This window comes from Geodermatophilus sp. SMS 5-13 (assembly GCF_059428245.1).
Genome location: NZ_CP165729.1, coordinates 987,474 through 1,013,924, shown reverse-complemented (window position 1 = coordinate 1,013,924; position 26,451 = coordinate 987,474). Strand labels below are relative to the sequence as shown.

Annotated in this window: 28 protein-coding genes and 1 other RNA gene; 7 read left to right on the top strand and 22 right to left on the bottom strand. The window is 72.7% G+C overall.

The features are described 5' to 3' along the window. The first annotated feature begins 21 nt into the window (after positions 1–21). The 4 genes from AB3388_RS05000 to AB3388_RS04985 all read left to right on the top strand — a co-directional run bounded on the left by AB3388_RS05000 (position 22) and on the right by AB3388_RS04985 (position 4,123). Positions 22–861 (top strand): hypothetical protein, encoded by an 840-nt coding sequence (locus tag AB3388_RS05000; RefSeq protein WP_495409655.1) that lies wholly within the window; start codon positions 22–24, stop codon positions 859–861. 200 nt (positions 862–1,061) lie between these two features. Beyond that, complete coding sequence (locus AB3388_RS04995) at positions 1,062–2,078, top strand: hypothetical protein (protein ID WP_495409654.1); 1,017 nt, start codon at positions 1,062–1,064, stop codon at positions 2,076–2,078. Then, the gene (locus tag AB3388_RS04990; protein ID WP_495409653.1) at positions 2,075–3,484 is read left to right on the top strand and encodes a hypothetical protein; all 1,410 of its coding nucleotides are present in this window, start codon (positions 2,075–2,077) and stop codon (positions 3,482–3,484) included. Before AB3388_RS04995 ends, AB3388_RS04990 begins: the two co-directional genes overlap by 4 nt. 135 nt (positions 3,485–3,619) lie before the next feature. Next, on the top strand, positions 3,620–4,123 hold the full coding sequence (locus AB3388_RS04985; RefSeq protein WP_495409652.1) for a hypothetical protein: 504 nt from the start codon (positions 3,620–3,622) through the stop codon (positions 4,121–4,123). Between the two features lie 1,048 nt (positions 4,124–5,171). Here AB3388_RS04985 and ssrA read toward each other — a convergent pair. The 15 genes from ssrA to cutA all read right to left on the bottom strand — a co-directional run bounded on the left by ssrA (position 5,172) and on the right by cutA (position 17,717). Beyond that, positions 5,172–5,547: a transfer-messenger RNA gene (gene ssrA / locus AB3388_RS04980) on the bottom strand. Between the two features lie 136 nt (positions 5,548–5,683). Next, entirely contained in the window at positions 5,684–6,820 is a 1,137-nt protein-coding gene (locus AB3388_RS04975; RefSeq protein ID WP_495409651.1) for a magnesium and cobalt transport protein CorA, read from the bottom strand. 217 nt (positions 6,821–7,037) lie between these two features. Continuing rightward, the gene (locus tag AB3388_RS04970; RefSeq protein WP_495409650.1) at positions 7,038–7,568 is read right to left on the bottom strand and encodes a carboxymuconolactone decarboxylase family protein; all 531 of its coding nucleotides are present in this window, start codon (positions 7,566–7,568) and stop codon (positions 7,038–7,040) included. Further along, positions 7,568–8,443, bottom strand: coding sequence for an SCO6745 family protein (locus AB3388_RS04965; RefSeq protein ID WP_495409649.1), 876 nt, complete (start codon positions 8,441–8,443; stop codon positions 7,568–7,570). The genes AB3388_RS04970 and AB3388_RS04965 overlap by 1 nt, the downstream gene beginning before the upstream one ends. Positions 8,444–8,457: 14 nt before the next feature. Then, entirely contained in the window at positions 8,458–9,453 is a 996-nt protein-coding gene (locus tag AB3388_RS04960; protein ID WP_495409648.1) for a GNAT family N-acetyltransferase, read from the bottom strand. 44 nt (positions 9,454–9,497) lie between these two features. Continuing rightward, entirely contained in the window at positions 9,498–9,869 is a 372-nt protein-coding gene (locus AB3388_RS04955) for a VOC family protein (RefSeq protein ID WP_495409647.1), read from the bottom strand. Beyond that, the gene (locus AB3388_RS04950) at positions 9,869–10,756 is read right to left on the bottom strand and encodes an amidohydrolase family protein (protein ID WP_495409646.1); all 888 of its coding nucleotides are present in this window, start codon (positions 10,754–10,756) and stop codon (positions 9,869–9,871) included. The genes AB3388_RS04955 and AB3388_RS04950 overlap by 1 nt, the downstream gene beginning before the upstream one ends. A gap of 2 nt (positions 10,757–10,758) precedes the next feature. Further along, positions 10,759–11,691, bottom strand: a complete 933-nt coding sequence (locus tag AB3388_RS04945) for an NADP-dependent oxidoreductase (RefSeq protein WP_495409645.1) — start codon at positions 11,689–11,691, stop codon at positions 10,759–10,761. Between the two features lie 13 nt (positions 11,692–11,704). Then, the gene (gene smpB, locus AB3388_RS04940; protein ID WP_495409644.1) at positions 11,705–12,181 is read right to left on the bottom strand and encodes an SsrA-binding protein SmpB; all 477 of its coding nucleotides are present in this window, start codon (positions 12,179–12,181) and stop codon (positions 11,705–11,707) included. 34 nt (positions 12,182–12,215) lie between these two features. Further along, positions 12,216–12,344: a hypothetical protein gene (locus tag AB3388_RS04935; RefSeq protein ID WP_495409643.1), complete on the bottom strand. Its 129-nt coding sequence runs from the start codon at positions 12,342–12,344 to the stop codon at positions 12,216–12,218. A 228-nt stretch (positions 12,345–12,572) separates the two neighbouring features. Then, the gene (gene ftsX, locus AB3388_RS04930; protein ID WP_495409642.1) at positions 12,573–13,457 is read right to left on the bottom strand and encodes a permease-like cell division protein FtsX; all 885 of its coding nucleotides are present in this window, start codon (positions 13,455–13,457) and stop codon (positions 12,573–12,575) included. 52 nt (positions 13,458–13,509) lie between these two features. Continuing rightward, positions 13,510–14,190 (bottom strand): cell division ATP-binding protein FtsE, encoded by a 681-nt coding sequence (gene ftsE / locus AB3388_RS04925; RefSeq protein WP_495411437.1) that lies wholly within the window; start codon positions 14,188–14,190, stop codon positions 13,510–13,512. A 109-nt stretch (positions 14,191–14,299) separates the two neighbouring features. Beyond that, positions 14,300–15,412 carry a peptide chain release factor 2 gene (gene prfB / locus AB3388_RS04920; protein ID WP_495409641.1) on the bottom strand — a complete coding sequence of 371 codons (1,113 nt, stop codon included), beginning with the start codon at positions 15,410–15,412 and terminating at the stop codon, positions 14,300–14,302. A 100-nt stretch (positions 15,413–15,512) separates the two neighbouring features. Beyond that, complete coding sequence (locus AB3388_RS04915) at positions 15,513–17,243, bottom strand: putative bifunctional diguanylate cyclase/phosphodiesterase (protein ID WP_495409640.1); 1,731 nt, start codon at positions 17,241–17,243, stop codon at positions 15,513–15,515. 144 nt (positions 17,244–17,387) lie between these two features. Continuing rightward, positions 17,388–17,717: a divalent-cation tolerance protein CutA gene (gene cutA / locus AB3388_RS04910; RefSeq protein ID WP_495409639.1), complete on the bottom strand. Its 330-nt coding sequence runs from the start codon at positions 17,715–17,717 to the stop codon at positions 17,388–17,390. Between the two features lie 51 nt (positions 17,718–17,768). Here cutA and AB3388_RS04905 point away from each other — a divergent pair, with 51 nt between their 5' ends. Beyond that, the gene (locus AB3388_RS04905; RefSeq protein ID WP_495409638.1) at positions 17,769–18,005 is read left to right on the top strand and encodes a hypothetical protein; all 237 of its coding nucleotides are present in this window, start codon (positions 17,769–17,771) and stop codon (positions 18,003–18,005) included. Between the two features lie 22 nt (positions 18,006–18,027). Here AB3388_RS04905 and AB3388_RS04900 read toward each other — a convergent pair whose 3' ends face one another. From AB3388_RS04900 to AB3388_RS04880, 5 genes are all read right to left on the bottom strand, one after another. Beyond that, positions 18,028–18,951, bottom strand: a complete 924-nt coding sequence (locus AB3388_RS04900) for a hypothetical protein (RefSeq protein ID WP_495409637.1) — start codon at positions 18,949–18,951, stop codon at positions 18,028–18,030. A 221-nt stretch (positions 18,952–19,172) separates the two neighbouring features. Continuing rightward, positions 19,173–19,556, bottom strand: coding sequence for a hypothetical protein (locus AB3388_RS04895; RefSeq protein WP_495409636.1), 384 nt, complete (start codon positions 19,554–19,556; stop codon positions 19,173–19,175). Then, positions 19,553–20,422, bottom strand: coding sequence for an endonuclease/exonuclease/phosphatase family protein (locus AB3388_RS04890; RefSeq protein ID WP_495409635.1), 870 nt, complete (start codon positions 20,420–20,422; stop codon positions 19,553–19,555). Before AB3388_RS04890 ends, AB3388_RS04895 begins: the two co-directional genes overlap by 4 nt. 10 nt (positions 20,423–20,432) lie before the next feature. After that, positions 20,433–21,707, bottom strand: coding sequence for an alpha/beta hydrolase family protein (locus AB3388_RS04885; protein WP_495409634.1), 1,275 nt, complete (start codon positions 21,705–21,707; stop codon positions 20,433–20,435). Between the two features lie 65 nt (positions 21,708–21,772). After that, complete coding sequence (locus tag AB3388_RS04880) at positions 21,773–21,997, bottom strand: hypothetical protein (RefSeq protein ID WP_495409633.1); 225 nt, start codon at positions 21,995–21,997, stop codon at positions 21,773–21,775. A gap of 274 nt (positions 21,998–22,271) precedes the next feature. Between AB3388_RS04880 and AB3388_RS04875 the strand changes: the two genes are divergently transcribed. Then, entirely contained in the window at positions 22,272–23,105 is an 834-nt protein-coding gene (locus AB3388_RS04875; protein ID WP_495409632.1) for a mycofactocin-coupled SDR family oxidoreductase, read from the top strand. Between the two features lie 246 nt (positions 23,106–23,351). Further along, positions 23,352–24,188, top strand: a complete 837-nt coding sequence (locus tag AB3388_RS04870; RefSeq protein WP_495409631.1) for a hypothetical protein — start codon at positions 23,352–23,354, stop codon at positions 24,186–24,188. A gap of 80 nt (positions 24,189–24,268) precedes the next feature. Here the strand turns inward: AB3388_RS04870 and AB3388_RS04865 are convergent, their stop codons facing one another. Continuing rightward, the gene (locus AB3388_RS04865) at positions 24,269–25,282 is read right to left on the bottom strand and encodes a methyltransferase (RefSeq protein WP_495409630.1); all 1,014 of its coding nucleotides are present in this window, start codon (positions 25,280–25,282) and stop codon (positions 24,269–24,271) included. A gap of 50 nt (positions 25,283–25,332) precedes the next feature. Continuing rightward, on the bottom strand, positions 25,333–26,415 hold the full coding sequence (locus AB3388_RS04860) for an alpha/beta fold hydrolase (protein ID WP_495409629.1): 1,083 nt from the start codon (positions 26,413–26,415) through the stop codon (positions 25,333–25,335). Positions 26,416–26,451 lie beyond the last annotated feature (36 nt).

Sequence of the window (26,451 nt, the reverse complement as noted above, 5' to 3'; positions counted from 1 at the left end):
CTTACGGTCCTGGAGCCGACCATGTTCTGCCTGCCTGAGCACCTCGCCGCGAAGCTGGCCCCGGAGGTCGCCGACTACATCCCCACGTTCGCCCCGCAGCGCCTGCTCACGAAGGCGCAGTGGGCGCGCTGCTGCGAGGCGGTGTGGACCTCGTGCGCGGCCACGCTGCCGCCCTCCCGCGAAGACGCCAAGACGCAGATGAGCGTCACCTGCGCGTTCCTGGCCTTCACCGACAAGGTCGTCGGGTCGGTCGACCTCACCGCGGTGCTCACCGAGGAGCTCATCGACCGCTTCATGGTCGACACCGAGGGCAAGGTCGACCGCCGGACTCGGCAGAACCGCCGCGGCCACCTGCGTCGCGCGCTCAAGGCGGCGGCCGGCGACGCTCCCCGCATCGCGCGCGGGAACGGCCCGACCGGCCCGGCGCCGTACACACAGGCCGAGCTGAGCAGGCTCGCCGCCGCCGCGGGAAGCCACCCGACGCTGGCCGGGGCGTTGGCCCGCGGCCTCGGCGCCGGGGTCGTGGTGCCCGCTGCCATCGGCACGCAGCCGCCCGAGGCGAGCACGCTGCGCACCGTCACCGGCGCCCTGACGATGGACGACCGGTGGACCGTCCTCGTGTCCGGGCTGGCGTTCAGCGAGGAGGAGTGGGCGCGAGCACGCGCCACCGCCGAGGCCGCCGGCGTCACGCTCACCGCCGCCCGGCTGCGCGCCACCTGGGTGGCCGCACAGCTGTCCGCGCCGCACCCGGTCGCACGGATCGCCCACACGTGCGGACTGACCCGCGCCGACCTCGACAACGCCGCCGGGCATCTGCCTCCGGTGGACCCCCAGGAGGCGCGGCGGCTGCTGCGCGGCTGACCTCTTCGCCACGGCGTCAGGGCCGGCCCGAGACGTTGTCTCGGGCCGGCCCTGACGCGTCTGTGACCTCGCACTTCGCCCCTGGTCGCCGGTGATTGCCGCCAGCAGATGTCCCCGCACGGTCCCGAGCCGCCGCCCCACCGGAGCGGCCGCCGCCCCGCCCCCGGAGCGGTCGCCCATCGAGGCATCGGAGACCGTCCATGTCCCCCCGCAAGATCAGCGCCGCCGAGGCCAAGCGGCAGCGCGCGCAGCTCAACGCCGAGCGCACCGCGCCGCCGACGCCGCTGCCGGACGAGTTCCTCGAGTGGCTGCGGACCGGCTACCGCCCGCAGGACTGCACCCTGCGGGCGCTGTGGCCGAACCCGCTGCTGCAGTTCGTCGAGCAGGTCCTGCTGCTGTCGAAGATCCGCGGCGAGGAGGCGCTGCGTAAGCACGTCACCCACCTGGCGCTCTACGGCGCCTGGCGCCACCAGCGCGGGCTGTCCCTCGACCCGCGGACGGCGATGAACCGCGGCGACGTCGACGAGTACGCCCGCACCGGCATGCCCGGCAGCAGCGAGAAGAGCCGCTCGGACCGCCGCTCCCGGCTGCGGGTGATCAGCGACCACCTCAACCCCGAGCAGGCCCCGAGCCAGGGCGTGGTGATCCCCCGCGAGGCGATCAAGCCGCCCTACACGGTCGTCGAGATGCAGGCGCTGGTGCGCGCCATCCAGGTTCAGCCGACCGAGGAGATGGTCCGGCGGCTGTGCCTGTGCGTCGGGCTCGGCGCCGGCGCCGGCATCGACAGCCCGGACCTGAAGCTGCTCGACACCACCTGCGTCACCGACCACGGCGACGACGGCATCTGCGTGCACGTGCCCGGGACGCACCCCCGCGAGGTCTGGGTGCGGCGCGACTACGAGCACCTGGTGCGCCGCGGCCTGCAGGGCCTGCGCGACGGGCAGCCACTGGTCGGCCGGGTGAAGACCCGCCGCAACGTCGCCGGCGCGATCTACGCCGACGCCGTCTTCCTCGGCTCGCTGCCGAAGCCGGAGCAGTCCCGGCTGCGCACCACCTGGCTGGCCACGCTGATGACCCGGCCGGTGCCCCTGGCGGTCATCCTCACCGCCGCTGGGCTCAAGAGCACCCGCACCCTGTTCGACCTGCTCCCCCACCTCGACGTCACCACCACCGGGTCCACCGGTGCGGCCGTGCTGCGCGACGGGGGTGCCCGGTGAGCACCACCGACATCGCGGAGACCATCACCGCCATCGAGCACGCGGCCTGGATCGTCGACAACGCCTACATCGAGCCCCGCCCGCAGGTCGACGAGTACGGCGTCCTCATCCCGCTCCTGGACCCCACGCCGAAGCGGCTGGCCATCGACGTCATCGAGGAGAAGATCCGCCCGGACAAGCGCGGCAGGAAGCCGGAGGGCCTGACCGTGCGGCTGTTCATGATCCTGCTCATCGTCGCCGCCCGGCAGGGCCGCATCTACGTCAGCGACCTGCACACCCTCGCCGCCGGCGGCCTGCCCGTGGAGATGCAGCGCGACCTCGGCATCCTGTACTGGACCAACAAGAACAGCACCCCGCAGCTGCGCCCGATCAGCGCCAAGCAGCTGTACACGATGGTCGACAACATCCGCGAGCACCTCGACGTCGACCCGGAGTTCAAGCTCACGCCCGAGCAGGAGGCCGAGCGGCTCGCGCTGCTCGACCAGATCAAGGATGCGTTCCTCTACGCCACCCACGTGCTGCCGCTGACCGGCACCTCGGTGGCCATCGACGAGAGCGGCGTCTGGTCGTGGATCAAGGGCGGCCGCAAGCCGGAGCACCTGCCCCTGGTCGACCCCACCGACGAGGACGCCAACCTCGCCGCGGAGAAGCGCGCCGAGCTGGAGAACGCCATCAGCAGCACGCTCACGCGCGATCCCGACGCCGACGAGGACGCCGTCCGCGCCGACGCCATCGACGCCGTCCCCGCCGCCGGCACCGACGAGGCGGCCCTCGACGAGGACGACCCCCACTTCGTCCCCGACACCCCCTTCGCGACCGGGGATCCCGCCGGCGGCGACGCCGCCGAGGAGGACAGCAACAACGGGCAGGACGGACAGCGGACGCCGAAGAAGCGCGGCAAGCGCTGCTGGTTCGCCGCCTGGGGCGTCAAGACGCACAAGACCGGCAAGCGCACCTCGTTCTACGGGTACTCGCTGCACGCCCTGGTCCGGGTGCCCGCGCTGGCCCGCAAGGGCCGGGCCAGCAAGGCCGAGCGCTACCGCGAGCCCAACCTGATCGAGGAGTTCGCCATCAGCGCGCCGGCCACCGACATCGTCGAGCCCAGCCTGGAGCTGGTGAAGAAGCGCCTGGCCCGCAACGCCCCCATCGAGGACCTGCTCGGCGACCGGCACTACAGCTACAAGAGGGCCGAGCGCTGGGCCCAGCCGCTCTGGCAGCTCAGGGTGCGCCCCGTGCTCGACCTGCGGGAGAACGACCACCGCCCGGTCGACTACGAGGGCGCGGTCATCCTCGCCGGCACGCCGCACTGCCAGCCGCCCCAGTCCCTGTGGCGGCTGCCGCGCCCGGGCAAGGGCGCGCCGAAGGAAGCGTTCGACGCCCACGCCGAGGCCATCGCCGAGCGTTAGCAGTACGCCCTCAAGCGGCACAAGACCGCCTGGTCGGGCAACGGCCGCGGACCCGGCGGCGACGGCACCACCCGCTGGCTGTGCCCCGCCGCGGCCGGCACCGTCGGCTGCCCGCGCCTCGAGGGCAGCGTCGAGGTGGCCCGCGCCAACGGACTGCCGATCATCACCCCGCCGGAGAGCGAGCTGAAGTTCTGCTCCGGCAAGCCGGTGACCATCGAGGCCGGCGCGCACATGAAGTACCAGCAGGAGCAGTACTGGGGCAGCCCCGAGTGGCTGCTGTCCTGGAACCGGCGCACCTACGTCGAGGGCGTCTTCGGCAACATGAAGAACTACGCCACCGGCAACATCCACCGCGGCTACATGCAGTTCACCGGCCGCACCCTGGTCACCCTCGGACTCACCGCCGCCGTCGTCGCCTACAACCTGCGAGAGCTGGAGAACTGGCACGCCCGGGCGAGTAAGCACTGCCCGGACAACCCGCTGCTCCGAACCTACGAGCAGCACCCGCTGCACCAGCCCACGAACTGGGTGCACGGCTTCACCATGTTCACCGCGGAGCAGCGCGCGCAGTGGGAGCTCGAGTGGCTCCGGGAGCGGACGCCGGCCGGCCAGGACGCCGACCTGCCCGCCGCGGCGTAGCCGCACCACCACGAGGAGGGGCCCGACCATCCGGTCGGGCCCCTCGCCGTTGCGAGGAGGCGTCTGCCAGGCCGTCCGGCAAGGGCGCACTCCGGGGCCGTCGGCACCGTGTCGCATACCGTCATCCCGTGGCCAGGGCCAAGCTGCTGCGTTCCGGGCATTGCCTCCATGACGCACATGACCGTTGCCCGCACTTCTCCGATGTCGATGTCGGCAGCGTGCGGCGTCCTCGTCCCAGAGCCGAGCACGCCTTGACCCTCTGCGAGTGCGACTGCCATGCCCCATGCCCGCTGACCGGTCGAGGCTCCGTGGCGCGCGGAGTCTGGCAGCAGCAGTGCACCTGTCCGGGGGCCGGCTCGGTCCGGGAGCGCCAGGCGCGAACTGACGAACGACGTCAGGAGGTGGCCGAGGTCGTTGCGGATGTCCGGCGGGAGGGGAACCTGACTCCAGACGAGGTAGAGACCAGGCTCCGTGCGGTCTATCTGCGTCATGGGGAGTCACCACCGCCTGGGCTGACGGGTTGGGCCAGAGTGGCGGCGGCCGGCACTGCGCGACCCGGCACCCGAACACCGCGACTGCTGTGGATGGGCACCCGTGCCGTCGCGCGCACCGTGCGGTGGGCGTGGACTCCCTCAAGCAGCAAGGACGCGGACAACCGCGCCGAAGCACGCAAGGTCTACCGAGCCGTCGGGGTCGTGGCGATGATCGCGGCGCTGCTGACGGCTGCTGCTGCACGGTCGTCGGGGTGGCGTCGCCTTTCCTCGGGCGCTGGCGCCGCGTTCGCCTGGCTCGCCGCGATCTGGGTCACGTCGCTGGGGACGGCCGTCATGCAAGTCGCGCGCTCCGCCGAGCTGCACACAGACCCCAACGGACGGAGCACCTCGCCCCCACCCTGACAGGCCGCTCGGGCCGTTCGGTGTGGCGCCCCGTCAGCACCCGCAGACGCATGTAGGGCCCGGTCTGACGACCGGGCCCTACATGGCTGAGCTGCAGGTTCTCCCCTGGCCAGATTCGGGGAAACGAATCCGGCTTTTCGGGGAGAACCCCTGGGTGGAGGTGGCGGGAATCGAACCCGCGTCCTACGACGCCAGTCCAGGGCTTCTCCGAGCGCAGTCCGCTGTGCCTCTGCTCGGCCCCACCGATCTCACGGACAAGTCGGTGTGACGGGCCCAGTCGCTGTGCGATGTCCCGTACGCGCCCGCGACCGGCACGCACGGTGAGTCATCTAGCTGATGCCAGGATCCGGATCGATGACGAACCCGGGCTGACAGACCCGCTTACGCTGCGTCAGGCAGCGAGAGCGAAGTCAGCGCGACTGGAGTCGGCGCTTGTGTTGTTTGCAACGCGTGGTTAACGAGCTCATCGTTGCCTTCCTCGGCTCGCTTCCCCTGGTCAAACGACCGCAGTCGAGACCATTCACCCCCTGTGTAGTTGTGCAGCCAGCATAACCGCGGCCGGCCGCCGGATGTTCCCCGCCGCGCGCGGCCAGGTGACGTGCTGGAGCGGCCGGGCTTCAGGGGCCCGCGCCGAGCTCGCGAGGCGTGGGGGGAAGGCCGGTCCTCAGATCCAGTCGCGGCGCTTGAAGACCAGGTACAGCGTCAGGCTCACCCCGAGCATCAGCACCAGGGCGAAGGGATAGCCCAGGTGCCAGTGCACCTCGGGCATGAAGTCGAAGTTCATCCCGTAGACCGTCCCGACCAGCGTCGGCGCGAACAGGATCGCCGCCCAGGCGGAGATCTTCTTGACCTCCTCGCCCTGCGCGATGCTCGCCTCGGTCAGCTCGCGGATCTCGTCGTTCTGCCGCTGCGCGACCAGCGTCGCGTTCACGGTCAGGATGTCGCGCAGCTGCAGCCGGAAGCCCTCGACGCGCTCGTTGACCTGGACGACGTGGTCGGCGACGTCGCGCAGGTAGCTGCGCAGCTCCTCGTCGACGCCGTACTTGTCGAACCCGGCGGTGATCGCGGCGAGGATGCCGGTCAGCGGCTGCGCCGCCCGCTGGAAGTCCAGCACCTCCTGGGACAGCTCGTAGATGCGCCGCGACACCCGCGGGTCCCCGCGGAACACCTCGGCCTCGATCTCGTCGATGTCGTTGGACAGGCCGTCGACCACCGGCCGGTACCCGTCGACGACGGCGTCGAGGATCGCGTAGAGCACCGCCTCGCTGCCCTTGGCCAGCAGGTCCGGCTCGCTCTCCAGCCGCCGGCGCACCCGCGACAGATCCGGCGACTCGCTGTGCCGGACGGTGATCGCGAACTCCTGGCCGAGGAAGAGGTGCAGCTCGCCGAACTCGACCTCCTCGAGCTCGTCGACGTAGCGGGCAGCCTTGAGGACGACGAACAGCGTGTCGCCGTACCGCTCGAACTTCGGCCGCTGGTGCGCCTTGATCGCGTCCTCGACCGCCAGCTCGGGCAGGTCGTACTGCTCGGCCAGCTCGCCGAGCTCCGCCGGCTCCGGCCGGTACAGACCGAGCCAGACCAGGCGGTCCTCCCCGTGCGCCAGCTCCTCCCGGCTGTCGGCCGCGGTCGCCGGCGTGGCCACGCGACGGCCGCCGGAGTAGACGGCGTTGTCGACGATCTTCGACGAGGCGCCACGCGGGTCCGCCGTCGTCACGGACACGGGCGGCGTCGGACGCGGCTCCACCCGCGGGCGGCGGGCCAGCGTGGAGAGGGCGGTCAGCGGAGTGCGGCGGTCGGCCATGACGGGCTCCCGGGACGACGCGGGGACGGGGGACGCCGGAGTGGTCCTCCCCCACGCCGACCCGGCGTCAGGCGGGGAGAACCTCGGGACTCGGACTGGGAGGCTCGCTGCGCATCGCTCGGCCCTCCCCTGTCGTCGCGGGCCTTCGTCGCGGAGGCCGTCGTCCATCGTGACACGCCGTGTCCAGCACGCCACCCCCCGGGCGGGTGAGCGCCCGTCAGCCGGCGACCTCGCCGTCCGGCGGCGGCACCCGCAGGGCGACGAGGAAGCGGGACACCATCGCGTACCCGGCGACCAGCGCGGTCAGCTCCACCACCTGCCGCTGGTCGAGGTGCTGCTGCACGGCGGCGAAGACGTCGTCGGGGACGTCGACCGCGCGGGTGGACGCGTCGGTGAACGCGAGGACGGCGGCCTGCGCGGGTGACCAGACCCGCTCGTCGCCCCCGGACCGCAGCACCCGCAGCTGCAGGCCGGCGAGCCCGGCGCGGCGACCGATCGGCTCGTGCGCCGCCCACTCGAACGCCGCGCCGTTGAGCACCGCCACCCGCAGGATCACCAGCTCGCGCAGGTCGGCCGGCAGCGTCGTCCCCGACCGCAGCGCGCCGAGCAGGGCGTTCCAGCCCTCGGCGACCGGCGGGCTGTGCAGCAGCAGCCGGTCCAGCGTGGAGAGCTCGCCGCCGCGGCGGGCCCGCACCAGCTCGGCGACCGGTCCCTCGCCGGAGGCCTCGGGCAGCCGCGGTGCGGTCATCAGCGCCCGGCGAGCAGACCGCTCGGGTAGGCGCCGGCCGCGACCAGCCGGGCGGAGAGCGCCTTGCCCAGTTCGACCACACGGGCGGTGCCCTCGGCGCCGAGGTGCTCCCAGGGCGCCGCCGACATCTCGTCGGTCTCCACCTCGATCTGCGCGCGCAGGGCCGCGCCGTCCGGCGTGAGCTGCCCGTCGGCGAGCAGCCCCCGCTCGGTCAGCGACGCCAGGGTGGCGGCCCACTCCTCGTCGCTCCAGCCGCGGGTCGCCTTGGCGCCGGACTCGGTGAACCCGCGGCCGGTGACCGTGTGCGTGATCAGCGCCTCGAGCCCGGTCAGCCCGGCGCGCAGCAGGGCGGCGAGGTGCCCGTCGCCGCGGTGCTCGCGCAGCAGCGTCGCGCCGTGCCACAGCACCAGCAGCGGCTCCTCCGGCCAGGGCAGGTCGGCGTGCCCGGCGTAGAGCGGCCGCGCCTCGGGAGTGAGCGCGCGGCACGCCTCGCGCACCAGCTCGCCCAGCTCGGCGACCTCCGCGGAGCCGGCCACGTCCGCGCCGAGCAGCCGGGTCAGCGACGCTCGCGCCGCCTCGAACCGGGCCGCCACCACCTGCTCGGGGGCGGCCAGCGTCCAGGCGCGTGGGATGTGCCGGGCGACCAGCGCCGGCGCGAAGTTGTAGAAGGTGGCCGCCACGACGCCGGGGCCGACCGCGCCCATCGGCGCCGCCCGCCCGGCGAAGTAGCACATCCGCCCGGGCCGCAGGCCCACCCCGGTCAGGTGCTCGTCGTGCTCGGGGGCGAAGTAGAGGTGGTTGTGCACCGGCTCCACGGCACGGTGGGCGCGGGCCACCACGCGCGGATCCAGGGCGGGGTGCTCGACGCTGACCATGCGCCGCACCCTAACTACGCGCGGACCGGCGGCAGGGCGCGGGCCCAGGAGACCTGGCTGCGCCGGGTGGTGAAGCCGAGGCCCTCGTAGAGGCGCAGCGCGCCGGTGACGTTGTCGCTGTCGACCTGCAGGCCGGCGATCCGGCAGTCCGAATCGGCGGCCACCCGCATCGACCGCACGATGGCCGCGCTCGCCAGCCCGCGGCCGCGCGCCTCGGGCAGCGTGCCGATCTGGCCGAAGTGGGCCTCGCGGACGCCGGTGGCGCGGGTGTCGGACTCGTAGACGTAGACCAGCGTGTAGGCGACGACGGCGCCGTCGGCGAGCGCGAGCATCGACAGGTCCGGCCGGAAGGCGCGCTGCCCGGTGAACATGACCTCCCACGAGGCCGGGTCGCGCTCGCTGGACCCGTGGTGCTGGGTGAACGCGGCGTTGTGCGCGCGGCGGACCTCGTCGTCGCGGTCCCAGGTGAACGGCACCAGGTCGACGCCGGAGACCGCCGGGACGTCGGGCAGGTCGGTGAGCGGGCGCTCCATCATGCGGTACCAGCGCACCGCGGTGAGCTCCGCGCGACGGGCCAGCGCCTCCAGCGACGGCATCGTGGTGGGGACGGCGACCGCCAGACGGGCCGACGCCTCGGGATGCCGCTCGGCGTGGAGCTCCGCACCCCGTTCGAGCTGCCACGCCAGGAGCGCCCGCCCGATGCCGCGGCCGCGGTGCGCCGGGTGCACCCGCCCCTCGAGGTGGACGGCGAAGGCGTCCCGGAACGTGGGCGGCGCGATCGCGGTGGCGTACCCGAGCAGGGCGCCGTCCTCTCCGTGCACCGCCAGCCCGTCGCGGCGCAGGTCGACCAGCTCGTTGACCCACCACTCGGTGAGGTCGTCGGCGTCGAAGTGCTCGCCGGTGTCGTCGGCCTCCTCGGCGGCCTCGAGCAGCGCGGCGACGGCGTCGACGTCGTCCGGGGTCAGCGGCCGCGAGGTCAGGCCCTCGGGCAGCGCGGGAGCGGTGGGCACGCGAGCGAGGCTAGGGACGCCGCCGTCCCCCGGCCACCGGATTGCTAGCCGCGGGTCCAGAGGCAGAACGGGTGGCCGGCGGGGTCGAGGTAGACCCGGACGCCGTCCTGCGGCTGGAACTCGGCCAGGCGGGCGCCGGCGGCCTCGGCCACGGCGCTCGCGGCAGCCAGGTCGTCGACCTCGATGTCGAGGTGCATCTGCATCTGCTGGTCGCCCGGGCCGGCCGGCCACGCCGGCGGCACGTGGTCGGGCTCCTCCTGGAACGACAGCCCCGGGCCGCCGCCGTCGGGGCGGAGGGTCACCCAGCCCTTCTCGGTCGACCCGAACGGCCAGTCGAGCAGCTCCTGGTAGAAGGTCGCCAGCGCGGCGGGGTCCGGCGTCCCCAGGACGGCGGAAGTGAGCGTGAACCGCGGCATCAGGACTCCACTCCGAACAGTCGGGCGCCGTTGCCCCACAGCACGGCGCGCAGCCACTCCTCCCCCAGGTCCAGCCGGTGCAGCGCCGCGAGCTGGTGCGCGTACGGGTAGGGGATGCTCGGGAAGTCGCTGCCCAGGAGCACCTTCTCGCGCAGCGCCGCCAGCCGCGACCGGTCGGCCGGATCGAACGGCATCAGCCGCTCGGTGAAGTCGGTGGCGAACATCGTCGTGTCCAGGTGCACCCGCTCGTAGCGCTCGGCGAGATCGAGGAACGCGCCGTACTCCGGCATGCCCAGGTGGGCGATCACCAGCCGCAGCCGCGGGTGCCGCTCGAGCAGCCCGGTCATCGGCTCGGGCCCGGTGTGCTCGCCGGCGAGCGGCCCCGAGCCGCAGTGGATCACCACCGGCGTCCCGGTCTCCTCCAGCCGCGTCCACACCGGCTCGAGGAGGGGGTGCCGCGGATCGAAGGCACCGACCTGCACGTGCACCTTGAACACCCGCGCGCCGCGGTCGAGCGCCTCGGCCACGTAGGCCGGCGCCTCCGGCTCCGGGTAGAACGTCGCGGACTGCAGCACCCGCTTGTCCCGCTGCGCGAACTCCGCGGACCAGTCGTTGAGCCAGGCGGACATCCCGGGCCTGTGCGCGTAGGGCAGCGTCGGGAAGGCCCGGACGCCGAGCTGCTCGAGCACCGCCAGCCGCTCGTCGTCGGGGATCGCGTAGGCGATCGGCCAGTGCGCCCCGTAGTGCGCCTCGGCGTCCTCGAAGAACTTCCACACCTTGGCCTGCACGCGGTCGGGCAGGAAGTGCACGTGCGCGTCGATCAGCCCGGGCAGCCCCAGCTCGCGCCAGTACCGCGGGACGTCGGCGTCGTCGGCCGGCGGCTGCACGCTCACAGCGTGACGACGACCTTGCCGCGCACGTGCCCCTCGGCCACCAGCCGGTGTGCGGCGGCCGTCTCCTCCAACGGGAAGGCGCGTGCGATCGGCACCCGCAGGTGGCCGGTGTCGGCCATGCGGGCCAGCTCGCCGAGGCCCTCGCCGTCGGGGTGGACGAACACGTAGGAGCCGAGGTGCTCCGTGATCGCGGTGTCGACGACGGAGGCCAGGCGGATGCCGCGCGGCGGGTCGACCTGCACCGCCTTCACCGCGTCGTGCATCGCCTCGCCGCCGACCAGGTCCAGCAGCGCGTCGACCGGCTCGGCCAGCTGCTCGCTCACCGGACCAGCCGTGTGGTCGAGGACCTCGGCGGCGCCCAGCGACCGCACGTAGCTCTCGTTCCGGGCGCTCGCCGTCGTCACCACCGTGGCGCCGAGCGCGACGGCGATCTGGATGGCGAACGTGCCCACCCCACCGGATCCCCGCGTGATCAGCACGCGGTCGCCCTCTTCGACGTTCAGGTGCCAGGTCAGCGCCTGGTAGGCCGTCAGCCCGGCCAGCGGCAGGGCCCCGGCCTCGGCGAAGGACAGCGACCCCGGTTTGGGCCCGATGCAGCGCTCCGGCACCGGCACGAGCTCGGCCGTGGCTCCCCACTGGACGTCGTCCCGACGGACGTAGGCCATGACCTCCGTGCCGGGTTCCCAGTTCCCGATCGCCGGGCCGGCGGCCTCGACGACGCCGGCCAGCTCCCAGCCGGGAACGATCGGGAAGTGGTGCGGGAACGCGCCGGCCAGCCGCCCGGCGCGGATCGCGAGGTCGACCGGGTTGACGCCGGCGGCCCGCGTGCGCACGAGCACGGTGTCCGGCCCGACCGGCGGCTCGGGCAGGTCGTCGCGCACGGTCAGGACGTCGACGTCCCCGAACCGGTCGTACGCGATGCCTCTCACCAGCGGGTCCCGATCACCGGCGGCCCTTGACGTAGCGGCCGAACGCCTTCTGGATCTCCCGGCGCGAGTCGCGCTCGGCGAGGTCCTGCCGCTTGTCGTAGGACTTCTTGCCGCGCGCGAGCGCCAGGGTGGCCTTGACCTTGCCGTCCTTGAAGTACAGGTCCAGCGGGACGAGCGTGAGCCCGCCCTCCTTGGTCTTGCCGATGAGCTTGTCGATCTCGGCCCGGTGCATGAGCACCTTGCGCTTGCGCCGCGGCGCGTGGTTGGTCCAGGTGCCCTGGGTGTACTCGGGGATGTGCACGTGCTGCAGCCAGACCTCGCCGTTGTCGACGGTGGCGAACCCGTCGACGAGCGAGGCCCGGCCGGCACGCAAGCTCTTCACCTCGGTGCCGGTGAGCACCAGGCCCACCTCATAGGTGTCGAGGATCGAGTAGTCGTGCCGCGCCTTCTTGTTCTGGGCGATCAGCTTCCGCCCCTGTTCACGCGGCATGACCCCAGGTTACCGAGGACGGCGTCCCGCTCGTTCAGCGCGGCAGGCTCTTCTGCACCTTCGACCAGGTCATCAGCACCGCGGACGTCGCTCCCCAGGCGGCCGTGCAGGCCAGCCAGAGCGGCGTGACGGCGACCGCGGTGGCCCGCTCCGCGGCGCTCACCGGCACTCCCCGCAGGGGCAGAGTCCGTGCCACAGGGTGCGCAACCGTTCGCGCATGTCTCGATCAGCCCTTTCCACGCCTTCGGGGAACGCCCGCTAACTACCCGCCAGTAATCCGGCTCACACACCGGTCTCGCGTGGTGATCAGGGTCACGAACGCAGTGTGGCGACACACCGTCGTCGGGACGGTGTGTCGCCACAGGGCGAAGCCGCTTCGTGCGGCAGTTCCCTACATGCGGACGTAGAGGCGCAGCGTCACGTAGGCGGCGATGCCGGCCAGGCCGACGCCGGCCGCGGCGATGATCGGGCTGATCGTCGCGATCGCCCCCCAGTCGACCGGCGGGATGATCCCGGCCTTGATCGGACCGGCGAGCGTCTTGTCGACGAAGAGGACCTTGGTGAGCACCAGCCCGCCCACGGCGAGCAGCGCGCCGATGAGCCCGGCGACGGCGGCCTCGAGGATGAACGGGAGCTGGGTGTACCAGCGGGAGGCGCCGACCAGCCGCATGATGTTGGTCTCGTTGCGCCGGTTGAAGGCCGCGAGCTGGATGGTGTTGGAGATCAGCAGCAACGCGGCCAGGGCTTGCACGACGGCCACCGCGATCGTCGCGTTGCGCGCGCCGTTGAGCAGGCTGAACAGCCGGTCGAGGAAGTCGCCCTCGTCGCGGACCTGGTCGACGCCGTTCTGCCCGTTGGGGAACTCCGCGGCGATGACCGAGTAGCGCTCGGGGTTGACCAGCTCCACGCGGAAGCTCTCCGGCAGCGCGTCCGGCGGCGTGTTCTGGACCAGCTCGGGCTGCTGGCTGAACTGCTGCTGGAAGCGCTGGTAGGCCTCGTCCTTGGACTCGTAGACGTAGCTGGCGACCTCGGGCGAGTCGTCGAGCTGGGCCGCGATCGCGTCCCGCTGCTCGTCGGTGACGCCGTCGGCCAGGAAGATGGAGACCTGCACCTTGTCGTAGTAGATCTCCTTCATGTCGGAGATCATCCCGGCGATCAAGAGGCCGGTGCCCATGAGCCCGAGGGAGATGGCCGTCGTCAGGATCATCGCGACCGTCATGGTCAGGTTGCGACGCAGCCCGGTGGCCACCTCGGAGAGCACGAAGTTGACGCGCATGGAATTCCTGTCGTAGGTGTCGCTCGGTGAGCGGGTGTCAGCGGCCCTGCACCTATCGGCCCACGCCGTAGACGCCGCGCGACTGGTCGCGCGCGATGACGCCGCCGTTGAGCTCGATGACGCGCCGGCGCATGGAGTCGACGATGTGGTAGTCGTGCGTCGCCATGATCACCGTGGTGCCGGTGCGGTTGATCCGCTCCAGCAGCAGCATGATGCCCTCGCTGGTCTCGGGGTCGAGGTTGCCGGTCGGCTCGTCGGCGAGCAGCACGAGCGGGCGGTTGACGAACGCGCGGGCGATCGCCACCCGCTGCTGCTCACCACCGGAGAGCTCGTGCGGCATGCGGCCGGCCTTGCCCTCGAGCCCGACCATCTCCAGCACCTCGGGGACGACGCGCTTGATGGTGCGCTGCGGCTTGTTGATCACCTCGAGCGCGAAGGCGACGTTCTCGGCCACGGTGCGGTTGCGCAGCAGGCGGAAGTCCTGGAAGACGCAGCCCATGGTGCGGCGCAGCTTGGGCACCTTCCACTTGCTCATGGTGTTGAGCGTCTGGCCGTTGACCGTGATCGTGCCCTTGGTGGGGTCGTCCTCCTTCAGCAGCAGCCGCAGGAAGGTCGACTTGCCCGAACCGGAGGACCCGATGAGGAAGACGAACTCGCCCTTCTCGATCTCGGTGGACACGTCATCGAGGGCCGGCCGTCCGCTGGCCGGGTAGAGCTTGGTGACGTGTTGCATTTCGATCACGAGGTTCCACGGTACCGGTCCCCCACCACTCGGCGCCGTGTACGCCACGGAACGCTCCGGAGGTGATTTTCCGAACCCCGTGATCAGCGGCCCGGAACGGTCAGGAGGCGGGCACGGTCTCCTGCTGACGGCGCCAGCGGATGCCGGCCTCGATGAAGGAATCGAGGTCGCCGTCCAGGACGGCGGTGGTGTTGCCGGTCTCCTGCTCGGTCCGCAGGTCCTTGACCATCTGGTAGGGGTGCAGCACGTAGGAGCGCATCTGGTTGCCCCAGCTGCTGCCCTCCCCCTTGAGGGCGTCCATCGCGGCCCGCTCCTCCTCCTGCCGCTTGGCCAGCAGCCGCGCCTGCAGCACGCGCATGGCGGCGGCACGGTTCTGGATCTGGCTCTTCTCGTTCTGGCAGGAGACGACGATGCCGGTGGGCAGGTGGGTGATCCGGACGGCGGAGTCGGTCGTGTTGACGCTCTGCCCACCCGGCCCGGAGGAGCGGAAGACGTCGATGCGGATCTCGTTCTCCGGGATCTCGACGTGGTCGAGCTGCTCGACGACCGGCAGCACCTCGACACCGGCGAACGACGTCTGCCGGCGGCCCTGGTTGTCGAACGGCGAGATCCGCACCAGCCGGTGGGTGCCCTGCTCGACCGAGAGCGTGCCGTAGGCGTAGGGGTGCTTGACCGCGAAGGTGGCCGACTTGATGCCGGCCTCCTCCGCGTAGGAGATGTCGTAGACCTCGACGGTGTACTTGTGCCGCTCGGCCCAGCGCAGGTACATGCGCATGAGCATCTCGGCGAAGTCGGCGGCGTCGACGCCCCCGGCCTCCGAGCGGATGGTCACCAGCGCCTCGCGGGAGTCGTACTCGCCGTTGAGCAGCGTGCGGACCTCGAGCTCGTCGATCTCCTTGCGCAGCCCCTCGAGCTCGCGGTCGGCCTCGGCGAGGCTGCCGGCGTCGCCCTCCTCCTCGGCCAGCTCGTGCAGGACGGCGGCGTCGTCCAGGCGGCGGCGCAGCTCCTCGACCCGGCGCAGGTCGCCCTGCAGGTAGGAGAGCTTCGAGGTCAGCGCCTGCGCCTTCTCGACGTCGTCCCAGAGGTCGGGGGCGGCGGCCTGCTGCTCCAGCTCGGCGATGTCGCGACGCAGCTTGTCGACGTCGAGGACCGCCTCGATCGACTTCAGGGTCGTGTCGAGTTCGTCCAGGGCGACGGAGAAGTCAGCGGCCACGTTCATCGAGGGTAGTCGCGCCTGCCGGAGTGGTCGTTGTGCGCTCAGTCGGCCGTCGAGGGCAACGGAAGGCCGACCGCGCGCACAACCCCGGTCGAGGTCAGCGTGCGGGGGATGCCGACAGCCGCGGCGCGCGGCGCCAGACCGACATCCAGCGCTCGAGCTCGTCGGCCGTCATCGGCCGGGCGATGTGGTAGCCCTGCGCGAAGGTGCAGCCGAGTTCCGCGGCGAGGGCGAGCTGCTCGGCGGTCTCCACGCCCTCGGCCAGCGTGCGCGCGCCGCAGGCGGCGGCCAGCCCGACGACGGCGGCGATCGCCGCGGCCGCCGAGCCACGGCGACCGGTGACGCCGGCGACGAGGCTGCGGTCGACCTTGATCACGCCGGTCGGGATGTTGATCAGCTGGCTGATCGAGGACCAACCGGCACCGAAGTCGTCGATGGAGACCTCGACCCCGCTGCGGCGCAGCGCGGCGAACTGCGCCGCGGCGCGCTCGGGATCGTCGGCGACCGAGGTCTCGGTCAGCTCGAGGATCAGCTGCTCGGGCGGCAGCGCCGCGGCGGCGAGCGCGCCGGCGACGTCGTCCACCAGCGTCCCCGTGGCGAAGTGGCTGGCGCTGACGTTGACGCCGGTGACCAGCTGCAGGCCCCGGCCGTTCCACTCGGCGGTCTGCCGGGCGGCCTCACCGAGCACCCAGCGCGCCAGCGGGGCGACGAGGTCCTGCCTTTCGGCGGCCGCCAGGAAGGCCCCCGGCGGCAGCAGGCCGCGTTCCGGGTGCTGCCAGCGGACCAGCGCCTCGACGCCGCTGCACTCGCCGGTGGGCAGGTACATGATCGGCTGGTAGTGCAGCACGAGCTGGCCGTCGTCGATGGCGTCGCGCAGCTCGGCGGCGAGCAGCGCCTTGTGCTCGGCGGCGTGCCGCAGGTCGGTGGTGAACAGCCGCACCCGGTTGCGCCCGGCCGCCTTGGCCGCGTACATCGCCAGGTCGGCGTCCCGGACCAGGTCGGTGGAGCGGACGGCGGGCGCGCCGTCGGAGCCGGTGGTGGCGATGCCGATGCTGGCGGTCAGCCGCGCGGTGCGCGTGCCGAGCGCGAACGGCTCCTCGAAGGCGCTCTGGAAGCGGGCCGCGAGCGCCTCGGCGCCGGCGGCGTCGCAGTCCCGGCAGAGGACGACGAACTCGTCGCCGCCGAGCCGGCCCACCGTGTCGCCGGCGCGGGTCCGGCCGGTCAGCCGCGCGGCCAGCTGGCGCAGCAGCTCGTCGCCGACCTCGTGCCCGAGCGAGTCGTTGACCTCCTTGAAGCCGTCGACGTCGAGGAAGAGGACGGCGACCGCGCCGCGGCCGCGCCGCTGCAGCTCCTCGTCGATCAGCTCGTGCAGGTGCGCGCGGTTGGGCAGCTCGGTGAGGTGGTCGTGGCGGGCCTGCCAGGCCGACGTCCGCTCGGCGTGCACCCGGCCGGTGATGTCGGTGTGCGTGACGACGATCTGCCCGGCCTCGTCGACCCGGGAGGCCTGCAGGTGGATCCAGCGGGCGCCGTCGGGCCGCGGCACCGCGTAGTCGACGGAGACGGCCCCGCGCTCGCCGCGGGAGAGCTCCCGCAGCGACTCGATCACCGAGCGGGTCGCGGCGTCGTCCCGCCGGCGCAGCGCCGTGTCGAAGTAGTTCTGCTCGACGTCCACGACGATCCGGTCGGAGGCGGGTCCCTCGGTCACGGCGCTCCAGGCCGCGTTGGCCAGCAGCACCGTGCCGTCGGCAGCCAGCAGCAGGGTCGGCGAGGGCAGCGCATCGAGCACCGCGTCGACCCGTACGGCCTGGTTCGCCGCTCGTGCTGGCACGCGCCCTCCCGAATCCGCGGAGCGTCGTCCCCGGCGCTCCTCTCCTGATCACCATCGGCCGGGGGCACCCGGTTGTTCAGTTCCGCCACGCGGTCGGCCCCGATCGGGTGAACCCCGACGGCGTGTCGGTCCGGGACGCGCGGCTCAGGCCTCCCGCGTCTCGGCGGCCAGCCACTCCAGATAGGCGGGGTTGCCGCCGACGACCGGCAGCGCGAGCACGCAGGGGACGTCGTAGGGATGCAGCTCACCGGCGCGGGCCACGATCGCCGGCACCAGCGCGCGGCGGGTGTGCAGCGCGACGCGGGCCTCCGCCTCGTCGTGGACGGCGCCCTGCCAGCGGTAGATCGAGCGGACCTCCCGGATCGTGTGCCCGCAGGCCGCCAGCCGCTCCTCGACCAGCGTGCGGGTGAACCCGGCCAGCCAGTCGACGTCGTCCGCGGTGACCACGACCTCGCAGAACTCCTCGCCGTCCACGCGGCGATCCTGCCGTGGGTGCAACGCCCGCACGTCGGGTAGGGCGCTGGCATGAGCGACTTCGTGACGATGAAGCTCGACGGCGAGGAGTACGTGCTGCGGCCCCGGGAGGGGCAGCTGCAGGTGGGCCGCCGGGTCGCGGGCGACGTGACCTGGCTCGACGAGGTCGACACCAGCGTCTTCCCCGACGCCGCCCGCAGCGCGATCGAGCGAGGCGACGCCTCCGACCCGTCGCTGCTGACCGCGCTGCGCGGCGTCGTCCAGGCCGAGGTGGAGCGCGGCGGCTGAGCCGCCGCGCCCCACCGGGGGGTCACCTCAGCTCGACGACGAGGTGCATGCCCATGACGGCGTGCGGGATGCCGGTCTCCTCGTCGGCGACGAAGCAGAGCAGCACGTAGGTGCCGCGCGGCAGGTCGTAGGTCACCTTGATCCGCTGGCCGGGCGAGACGACCTCGTTGCCGACGGTCGGCCGGCTGTTGTCGATGAACGCAGGCTCCGCCGCGCTCTCGCTCATGAGCGCCTTCGCCACGTCGTCGTCGTCCGTCCCCGCCTTCACCGGCTGCAGGATCATGAAGTGCGGCGTGTCGTCCCGGTTCTCGAACGAGTAGGTGCCCTCGTCCGGCCAGACGCGCGGGGCGCGGAAGCGTTCGTCCACGGTCCGCACGCGCACGTCGCTGCTGACGCCGCCGCGGCCGTGCCGGTCGCCGTCCCCGGTGACCGTGAGCGTCGAGGCCGGCACCGTGCCGCCGTTGTAGGTGGCCAGGTCGATCAGGTTGTAGGTGCCCGGCCGGAGCCTCGTCGTCACGACGAGCGGCGTGTTCCTGGCGACGTCGGCGAGCCCGTGGAAGGTGGCCTCGTCGTCGATCGCTCGCGTCGACGCCGCCGCCTTCTTCAGGTCCGAGCTGAACTGGTCGGCCAGGTCCTTGAAGAACTCGTCGAGCGTCGCGCCGCGATGCAGGCTGAACAGCTCGACCGCGCTGCCGTCCGTCCCGTTGGTCGTCGACACCTCGAACCGGATCGTGCCCTCCCGCACGGTCGCCTTCGTCCCGCCGTTCACGGTGACCGAGTCGCCGTCGCCCACCACTTCGACCGTCTGGATGTCCCCTCCGCGGTGGTTCCCGTCGTGGCCGTCGCCGTGGCCGTCGCCGTGCGCGAGCGCCGCGGGCGCGCCGGTGACGACGAAGGCGGTGGCGGTGATCAGGACGAGGGCATGACGGAGCGTTGCACGTCGCACGGGTGTTCCTCTCGCAGTCCGGACAGTTCGGATCCCCCGCTGCGCGATGCCGGCCGCGACTCAGCCGACGGCGCGGGCAGCATGACAGCGCTCCGCAACCGCCGGAACCCGGAGCGCACGGGGCGGTTCCGCTTCTCCGGCCGGTCGGGGCACCCTGTCCCTCGGCCAGTTCACAGCGCGACGGACCTGCGACTGCTACGGAACGCACGCGCGCGCTGACGTCAACGGTCGCGGAGCCGCCGCACGAACGCCAGCCCGGACCACGTCGCGTCGACCGCGCACACCTTGACGTCGACCAGCCCCTCGGCCAGGCCGAAGTCGCGGATCACGTTCTCGGTCAGGTCGGTCGGCACGCCGCTGCGCTTCTTGGGCCAGCACACCCACAGTCGCCCCGCCGTCTCCAGCCGCGGGACCAGCGCCGGCCAGCGGCTGCGCAGCCGGGCGGCGTCCGGGGCGAAGAGCAGGACGACGTCGTACGGCTCTCGGCCGGGGCGGCGGTGGCCGTCGAGCGGGACGTCGTCCGGTGCGCCGTCCAGCAGCACCCGGCTGCCGGCCTTGATGCCGAGCTTGGCCGGCAGCGGCGTGCCGCTGTAGCCCGCGGTCACGGCCGATCCGGCCAGAGCAGGCGCGCGGTGTCGTCCCAGGCCTCGAGCCCGCGGCCGCCGCCGAGGGCGATGCCGTCGAGCTCGAGGTCGGCGAGCAGCCCCCAGTGGTCGGAGGGCGCGGCCCGCGCGTCGCCCTTCAGCACCACCCGGGCCGAGCGGACGACGACCCGCGGCCGCCAGGTGAACGGCGAGCCGACGAAGACGTAGTCGATGCGGCGGGCGTGCTCCGGCTGGGCGAACACCGCAGCGGCGAACGGCGCGACGTAGGGGTTCGCCGACGACCACGTCGCGGGCTCGCCCTCCCCCGCCAGCGCGAAGGCGTCGGCCCACGAGGTGCTGCGGCCCTGCAGGCTCTGCAGCCCGGTGAGGAACCGGATGCTGGCGGCCTCCGGGGTCGCGTCGAAGTCGCCGGCCAGGATCGGCGGGTACTCGTCGCCGGCGGCGAGCGCGGTGAGCCCGGCGTCCAGGGCGACGACGGCGTCCTCGCGCAGCGCCTCCTGGTGCGGCCAGCCGCGGGCGGTCGTGGCCGAGCAGAACCAGAAGTGCGCCTCGCCCACGGCGACCCGGACGGCGAGCCCCACTCCCCCGTGCGGCAGCTCGATGACGCGCCGGCCGCGGACGGGATGCCGGGTGGCCACCGCGATCCCGGGGTCGCCGCGGTAGTCGCCGTCCCGGCGCTCGAAGACGACCTCGTAGCCGAGCGGGGCGAACAGCTCCTCGGCCTGGTTGCCCGACCCGGGGCCGGCGTCGACCTCCTGCAGGGCGATCAGGTCGGGCGCCAGCAGGCCGACCTCCTGACGCAGCAGCCGGGCCCGGACGTCGTAGGGGCCGCAGCGGGCCCAGATGTTCGCCTGGAGGACGCGCACCCCGCGCAACCTACGGGGTTCCGTCGTCCCGGATCGTGCCCAGTCCGGCGCTGGGGCAGAACGACGTCCGCGAGCCGACGCAGCTGAGGAACGCGGTCTCGCGCGCCTGGTAGGCCGTCTGCGCGGTGTTCCAGGAGCGGACGTGCCCGGCACCCTCGACGCGCACCTCCTCCACCAGGTTCGGGTGCGCCGCCCGCAGCTCGTCGCTGGTGGCGACCGGCACGGTGTCGTCGGCGGTGCCGTGGAAGACCAGCGCCGGCACGTGCAGCCAGTCGCCGGGCAGGTAGTCGACGGCGTCCCAGTCCAGGTCGTAGCGCCAGCCGGCGATCCACTCCGCCGTCGCGGTGAGGACGCCGGGGATCGGCGTCCCGAGGACCGGCAGCTCCCGCCGGCTCGCGCCGTAGGCGACGGCCGCCCGCAGGTCGAGCGCCGGCGCGTCCAGGACCACCCCGCTGACCAGCGCCGCGGACTCCGAGTGCGCCATGAACGACGCGACGATCGCGCCGCCCATCGACGCGCCGAACAGGACGACGCGCTCCGCCCCGTGGTCGACGGCGAACGCGACGGCCTGCTCGAGGTCGCGCCACTCGGTCGCGCCGTAGCCGTACCGGCCGCTCGGGTCGGCCGGCGCGTCGGGGTCGTTGCGGTAGCCGATGAGCAGCACCGGCATGCCGACCGAGATCGCCGGCCCGGCCGCCCGCAGCGGCTCCGTGCGCGAGGAGCCCTTGCCGTGCACCCCGATGAACCAGGTCGCCGTCGGCCCGTGGACGTACCAGGCGGGGCACTCGCCCCCGGCGCACGGGAAGGCGGCGTCCTCGTAGGAGATGCCGTAGGCGGCCCGCGGATCGGCCCAGACGTCGGCCTTCAGCGCCGCGGGGGTGCCCGGGCCGGGCGGCGTCCCGGTGGTGATCCCGAGCGTGCGGGTGACGCGGGCGCCGTCCTGCCCGCTCGGCTCGCCGCTCAGCACGCCGGCGCCGCCGGGCCAGACCAGGCCGTAGACGTCGCCGGTGAGCAGCGGGTCGGGGTCGGGGTCGCCGTCGGTCCGGCGCAGCACGACCGACGACCCGTCCAGTGACACGACGACGAGGTCGTAGTGCTGCGGCTCGTCCGCGTGGTCGGCGGCCAGCGCCTCCGTCTCGATCTGCCCGGCGTAGTACCAGCCGCCCCCACCCAGCAGGACGGCGACCAGCAGCACGAGCACGCCGAGGACGACGAGCAGCCGGCGCTGCCACCGCCGCAGGCGCGGGCGGACGGGCTCGCGGTGCAGGACGCCCTCGCTGACCATGGCGGCAACGTATGCGACGGCCCGTCAGGTGAAGGCCGCCTCCGAGATGCGCGTGTCAGCCCCGATCAGGCGCTGGGTACCCCTGCCAGGACGTTCCCCGTACCGCTGGTCCGCTCCGCCGGAGAGCCGTCGTGGGTGTACCGGACGGTGCGCCACTGACCGGGCGCCCAGGCCCGCATCATCAGCCCGTCCTCCGAGAGCGCGACCAGCGCCGCGCTCTCCGTGACCAGCAGGCCGGCTTCCACCAGCTCGTCCTCGCCACGCGCGTTCTGGATCGTCCACACCGGCATGCGCGCTCCCCCTGGGGTTGATGGAAGCAGGGGCCCCTGCTCGGCACCGATCCTCGAACCCAACCGAGCACGGTGAGTGATTTCAAGGGGGGTGCGGGCGTGCCGTCGCTGCATGTCAACGGAACGACGTGTACCGGAATCGGCGCAGGTCAGGCGAGCGCGAAGGCCTGCCGGTTGACGCGCGGCCGCCGCGTTCAGTAAGCAGCGCCCGAGCGCGGTCTCGGTATCCACGCGGCCTGCTCTCCCATGCATGGACTCGACGAGGAGGAACCGAATGGCCGGACGGGTAGAGGGAAAGGTCGCGTTCATCACCGGCGCGGCACGCAGCCAGGGCCGCAGCCACGCGGTGCGGTTGGCCCAGGAGGGGGCCGACATCATCGCCGTCGACATCGCCGGGCCGGTCCCGTCGATCCAGATGTACCCGCCGGCAACCGAGGAAGACCTCGAGGAGACCGTCCGTCAGGTCGAGGCGCTCGACCGCCGGATCGTCGCCACCAAGGCCGACGTCCGCGACAGCGGGGCGCTCAAGGCCGCGCTGGACGAGGGGATCGCGCAGCTGGGGCGGCTGGACATCGTGCTGGCCAACGCCGGGGTCTTCGAGCTCTCGCCGTCGCTGGAGCTCTCGGACGACGCGTGGCAGGAGATGCTCGACGTCAACCTGACCGGCGTGTGGAACACCTGCAAGGTCGCCCTGCCGCACCTGATCCAGAACGGCGGCGGGTCGATCGTGATCACCAGTTCGTCCGCCGGGCTCAAGGGGACGCCGAACACCATCCACTACACGACGGCGAAGCACGGCGTCATCGGCATCATGCGGACGCTGGCCAACGAGTTCGGCAAGCAGTCGATCCGGGTCAACACCGTGCACCCGACCGGCGTGGACACGGTCATGATCCAGAACCCGAAGGTCTGGGGGCTGTTCACGCCGGACGACCCCGAGCCGACCAAGGAGAAGTTCAGCGAGCTGTTCGAGACGCTGCACCCGCTGCCGGTCCCGTACGTGGAAGCGATCGACATCTCCAACGCGATCCTGTTCCTCGTCTCCGACGAGGCCCGGTACATCACCGGCGTGACCCTCCCGGTGGACGCCGGCTACACCGTCAGGTGAGCCGCCGGAGGGACGGGATGCACCCGCGCCCGTCCCTCCGTGCCGCCCCGGACGTCATCCGGCCACGCCCTCGACGACGCTCATCGGGGACGGCGTCAGCAGCACGCGCGTGAGGCGGTAACCCGCGGCCTCGACCCCCGGACCTCTGTGCCTTCGGCTGTTGTGCGACGCCCTTGGTGCCGATGACTGGCTTCGGCAGCCTCACGCGCTGTTCCTGACGCGTGGACATCCGACAGGGAGACCGAGATGACTGAGCCCACCGGCGGCGAGGACCGCCCGCAGCCGACCGGCGAACGGCCGTCGGCGCCGCCACCGCTGCCGGCAGAGCCACACGCGTCGGTTCCGCCACCGCCCGGCTACGGGTCCCCCGCCGCGGCTGCACAGGGCGCTGCAGCCCCACCCATGGGGCGATGGAAGGGGCTCGCCGCCGCGCTGGCCGTCGGCCTCGTCGTCGGCGGCGGCATCGGCGCCGGCACCTTCGCCGCCGTCAGCGACCCCAGCGAGAGCGACGAGTACCAGGAATTGGCCGCGCAGCTCAAAACGGCGCGCGGGCAGGACGCGACCAGGCCGTCCACCTCGGCGGCCCCATCCAGCAGCACGGCAGCGGATGATGATGAGCCGCAGCTCGCACAGGTGGGGCAGACCGTCAGCAACCAGGGCGTCACGCTCACCGTCACGAACGCTTTCCTCGCCGACACCATCGAGCTGAACGAGACAAATTACGCCGCGGGCTCGGGCTTCGAGGAGTACACGCCCACGCCTCCGGACGCTGGCGGCAAGTTCGTGGTCGTGCAGACCCACGTGCTCAACAACGCCCAGGTGAGCATGGACTTGACCTGCAGCTACCCCATCGCCACGACGGTCGTCGACACTCAGGACCGGCAGTTCGACACCATCGACAGCTTGTACAAGCTGCGGGGCAACCCCGAGTGCAACGACCAACTGCAGCCTGGGTTCGAGGCCGACATGACCTACGTCTACATGGTCCCAATCGACGCCCGGATCGTCGCCTTTGGCTTCGCCGACGCCACCGACTTCAGCAACCCGTCCGCCGACTACACCGGCGTCCAGCTCAACCTGTAGCAGCCGAGCTCCATCGGTCTGGCAGACCACCAACAGGCATTGGAAGGCGCCGGACCGGTTGTGGCAGTGCGCGGCCGGCCTCAGACGGCAACGCCCTCGACGACGCTCATCGGGGACGGCGTCAGCAGCACGCGCGTGAGGCGGTAACCCGCGGCCTCGAACAGCGACGCGTACTCGGCCTCGGTGCGCTCCCGGCCTCCGGTGAGGACCAGCATCGCGATGTCGAGCACCTTGCCGAAGTGCGGCTCGTCCCCCGGCGGCAAGATCGTCTCGACGACGACGAGCCGCCCTCCCGGCGCGGTCGCGGCGCGGCAGTTGCGCAGGATCTGCACGCACCGCTCGTCGTCCCAGTCGTGCAGCACCCAGGACAGGACGTAGGCGTCCCCGCCGGTCGGCACCTGCTCGAAGAAGTCGCCCGCGACCAGCTCGCAGCGCCCGTCGAGGGTCGCGGCCAGCGGGCTCGCCGCGGCCGCGGTGAGGACGTGCGGCAGGTCGAACAGGACGCCGCGCGCCTGGGGATGAGCGGCGAGCACGGTCGAGATGAGCGTGCCCGCGCCGCCGCCGACGTCCACGATGCGCCGCAGGCCGCGCCAGTCGTAGGTCTGCGCGGCGGCCAGCGTGGCCGCCCGGTTGTAGTCGCCCATCGCCCGGGCGAAGACGGCGCCCTGCTCGGGATGGGTGCCGAGGAAGTCGAACAGCGGTGCCCCGAAGACCCGCTCGAAGGCCGGCTGCTCGGTCGCGACGCTGTGCAGCACGTCGGTGAAGGCGCCGAACATGCCCTCGCTGTTCATGATCGTCCAGGCCCGCATCGACCCGGGGACGTCGCCGCGCAGGCAGTCCCCGACGTCGGTCAGCGCGAAGGTGCCCGGCTCGGACTCGGTGAGCACCCCGGCGGCGCCGAGGCAGCGCAGCACCCGGTAGAGCGCCCGGGGGTGGACGCCGGCCTCGGCGGCGAGGTCGTCGCTGGTGCGCGGCCCGGCGGCCAGCCGGTCGGGGACGGCGAGCGACGCGGCGACCGCCAGCGCCTTGGTGACGATGTAGCCGGTGCTCAGTTCCAGCACGCGGGCCTGCGGGGTGATGTCGACGGTGGTCATGGCCGCGAACGTAGGAGCGCCATGGGCCCGGTCTCCATGAGCAGAACCGCCTACTCGGCGGGCTCTGCCACCAGGTCCTGCTCGTGCGCGAACCGCGTGATGCCGGCCCGTCCGCGGATGCCGACCTTCTCGTAGATGTGGTTGATGTGGTTGTCCACGGTGCGCACCGAGATGCCGAGGGACCGCGCGATCTGCTTGGAGCTCTGGCCGGTGGCCACGCGGCGCAGCACGAGGACCTCGCGGTCGGTCAGCCGCGCCGGCCACTCCCCCCGCCTGCGCGGACGCCGGCCCGGCTCCGCGCTCGGGCGGGCGCCGGTGAGGAACTGCTCGATCTCGTCGACCACGCCGTCGATGTCCCCGACGAAGGGCAGGTGGTCCTCGCCGGGCAGCTCGACGAGCCGGGCGCCGGGGATGCCGTCGGCGATCACCCGCGCGCCCTCGATGCGGAAGACGCGGTCGCCGGTCCGGTGCAGGACCAGCGTCGGCACGCGGACGTGGGCCAGGTACGGCCGTACGTCGACGTCGGCGAGTTCCCGGACGATCGCCGCCGCCGTGCCGGGGCTGGCGGCCAGCCGCTGGTAGCGCGCCCACCAGTCGCGGAACCGGGGGTCGGCGAGGCGGCTCGGCGCGTTGTGGGCGAGCAGGAACGACGTCCCCCAGTGCGCCTCGATGTTGGCCACCGTCCGGTCGAGCGCCGCCGGGCTGGCGCCCCAGGGGTAGTCCGGCGCCCAGGTGACCCGCGGGAAGGCGCCGTAGAGGACGAGCGCCGTCGACCGGGTCGGCACCGTCGCGGCGAAGACCGTGCACGTCTGCCCGCTGCCGACGTCGCCACCCAGCAGCGCCGCGCGTTCGCACCCGGCGGCGTCCATGACCGCGGCGATGTCCCGGACGCCGGTCCCCAGCTCGTCCGGGCCGCCCACCGGCACCCGGTCGGAGAGCCCGACGCCGCGGCGGTCCATCATGATCAGCCGGGTGAAGGACGCCAGTCGCCGGCAGAACTTCGCGAAACCCGGGTCCTCCCAGATCGCCTCGACGTGCGAGACCCAGGGCGGCACGAACACGAGATCGCGCGGGCCGTCGCCCACCACCTGGTAGGCGAGGTGGACGTCGCTGCTGCGGGCGTACCTCGTCACGGGGCTGCGGACGCTCCCGGTCACGCTCACGCCGAC

Bases quoted from the DNA above. Each gene is read 5' to 3' on its own strand.
- AB3388_RS04880 (WP_495409633.1), bottom strand. From the start codon at position 21,997: ATGCCGGTGTGGACGATCCAGAACGCGCGTGGCGAGGACGAGCTGGTG.
- AB3388_RS04905 (WP_495409638.1), top strand. From the start codon at position 17,769: ATGAGCGACTTCGTGACGATGAAGCTCGACGGCGAGGAGTACGTGCTG.
- AB3388_RS04955 (WP_495409647.1), bottom strand. From the start codon at position 9,869: ATGCCGCGGTTCACGCTCACTTCCGCCGTCCTGGGGACGCCGGACCCC.
- AB3388_RS04965 (WP_495409649.1), bottom strand. From the start codon at position 8,443: ATGGTCAGCGTCGAGCACCCCGCCCTGGATCCGCGCGTGGTGGCCCGC.
- AB3388_RS04885 (WP_495409634.1), bottom strand. From the start codon at position 21,707: ATGGTCAGCGAGGGCGTCCTGCACCGCGAGCCCGTCCGCCCGCGCCTG.
- AB3388_RS04975 (WP_495409651.1), bottom strand. From the start codon at position 6,820: ATGGCCGACCGCCGCACTCCGCTGACCGCCCTCTCCACGCTGGCCCGC.
- AB3388_RS04875 (WP_495409632.1), top strand. From the start codon at position 22,272: ATGGCCGGACGGGTAGAGGGAAAGGTCGCGTTCATCACCGGCGCGGCA.
- smpB (WP_495409644.1), bottom strand. From the start codon at position 12,181: ATGCCGCGTGAACAGGGGCGGAAGCTGATCGCCCAGAACAAGAAGGCG.
- AB3388_RS05000 (WP_495409655.1), top strand. From the start codon at position 22: ATGTTCTGCCTGCCTGAGCACCTCGCCGCGAAGCTGGCCCCGGAGGTC.
- ftsX (WP_495409642.1), bottom strand. From the start codon at position 13,457: ATGCGCGTCAACTTCGTGCTCTCCGAGGTGGCCACCGGGCTGCGTCGC.
- AB3388_RS04970 (WP_495409650.1), bottom strand. From the start codon at position 7,568: ATGACCGCACCGCGGCTGCCCGAGGCCTCCGGCGAGGGACCGGTCGCC.
- AB3388_RS04870 (WP_495409631.1), top strand. From the start codon at position 23,352: ATGACTGAGCCCACCGGCGGCGAGGACCGCCCGCAGCCGACCGGCGAA.
- ftsE (WP_495411437.1), bottom strand. From the start codon at position 14,190: ATGCAACACGTCACCAAGCTCTACCCGGCCAGCGGACGGCCGGCCCTC.
- AB3388_RS04865 (WP_495409630.1), bottom strand. From the start codon at position 25,282: ATGACCACCGTCGACATCACCCCGCAGGCCCGCGTGCTGGAACTGAGC.
- AB3388_RS04995 (WP_495409654.1), top strand. From the start codon at position 1,062: ATGTCCCCCCGCAAGATCAGCGCCGCCGAGGCCAAGCGGCAGCGCGCG.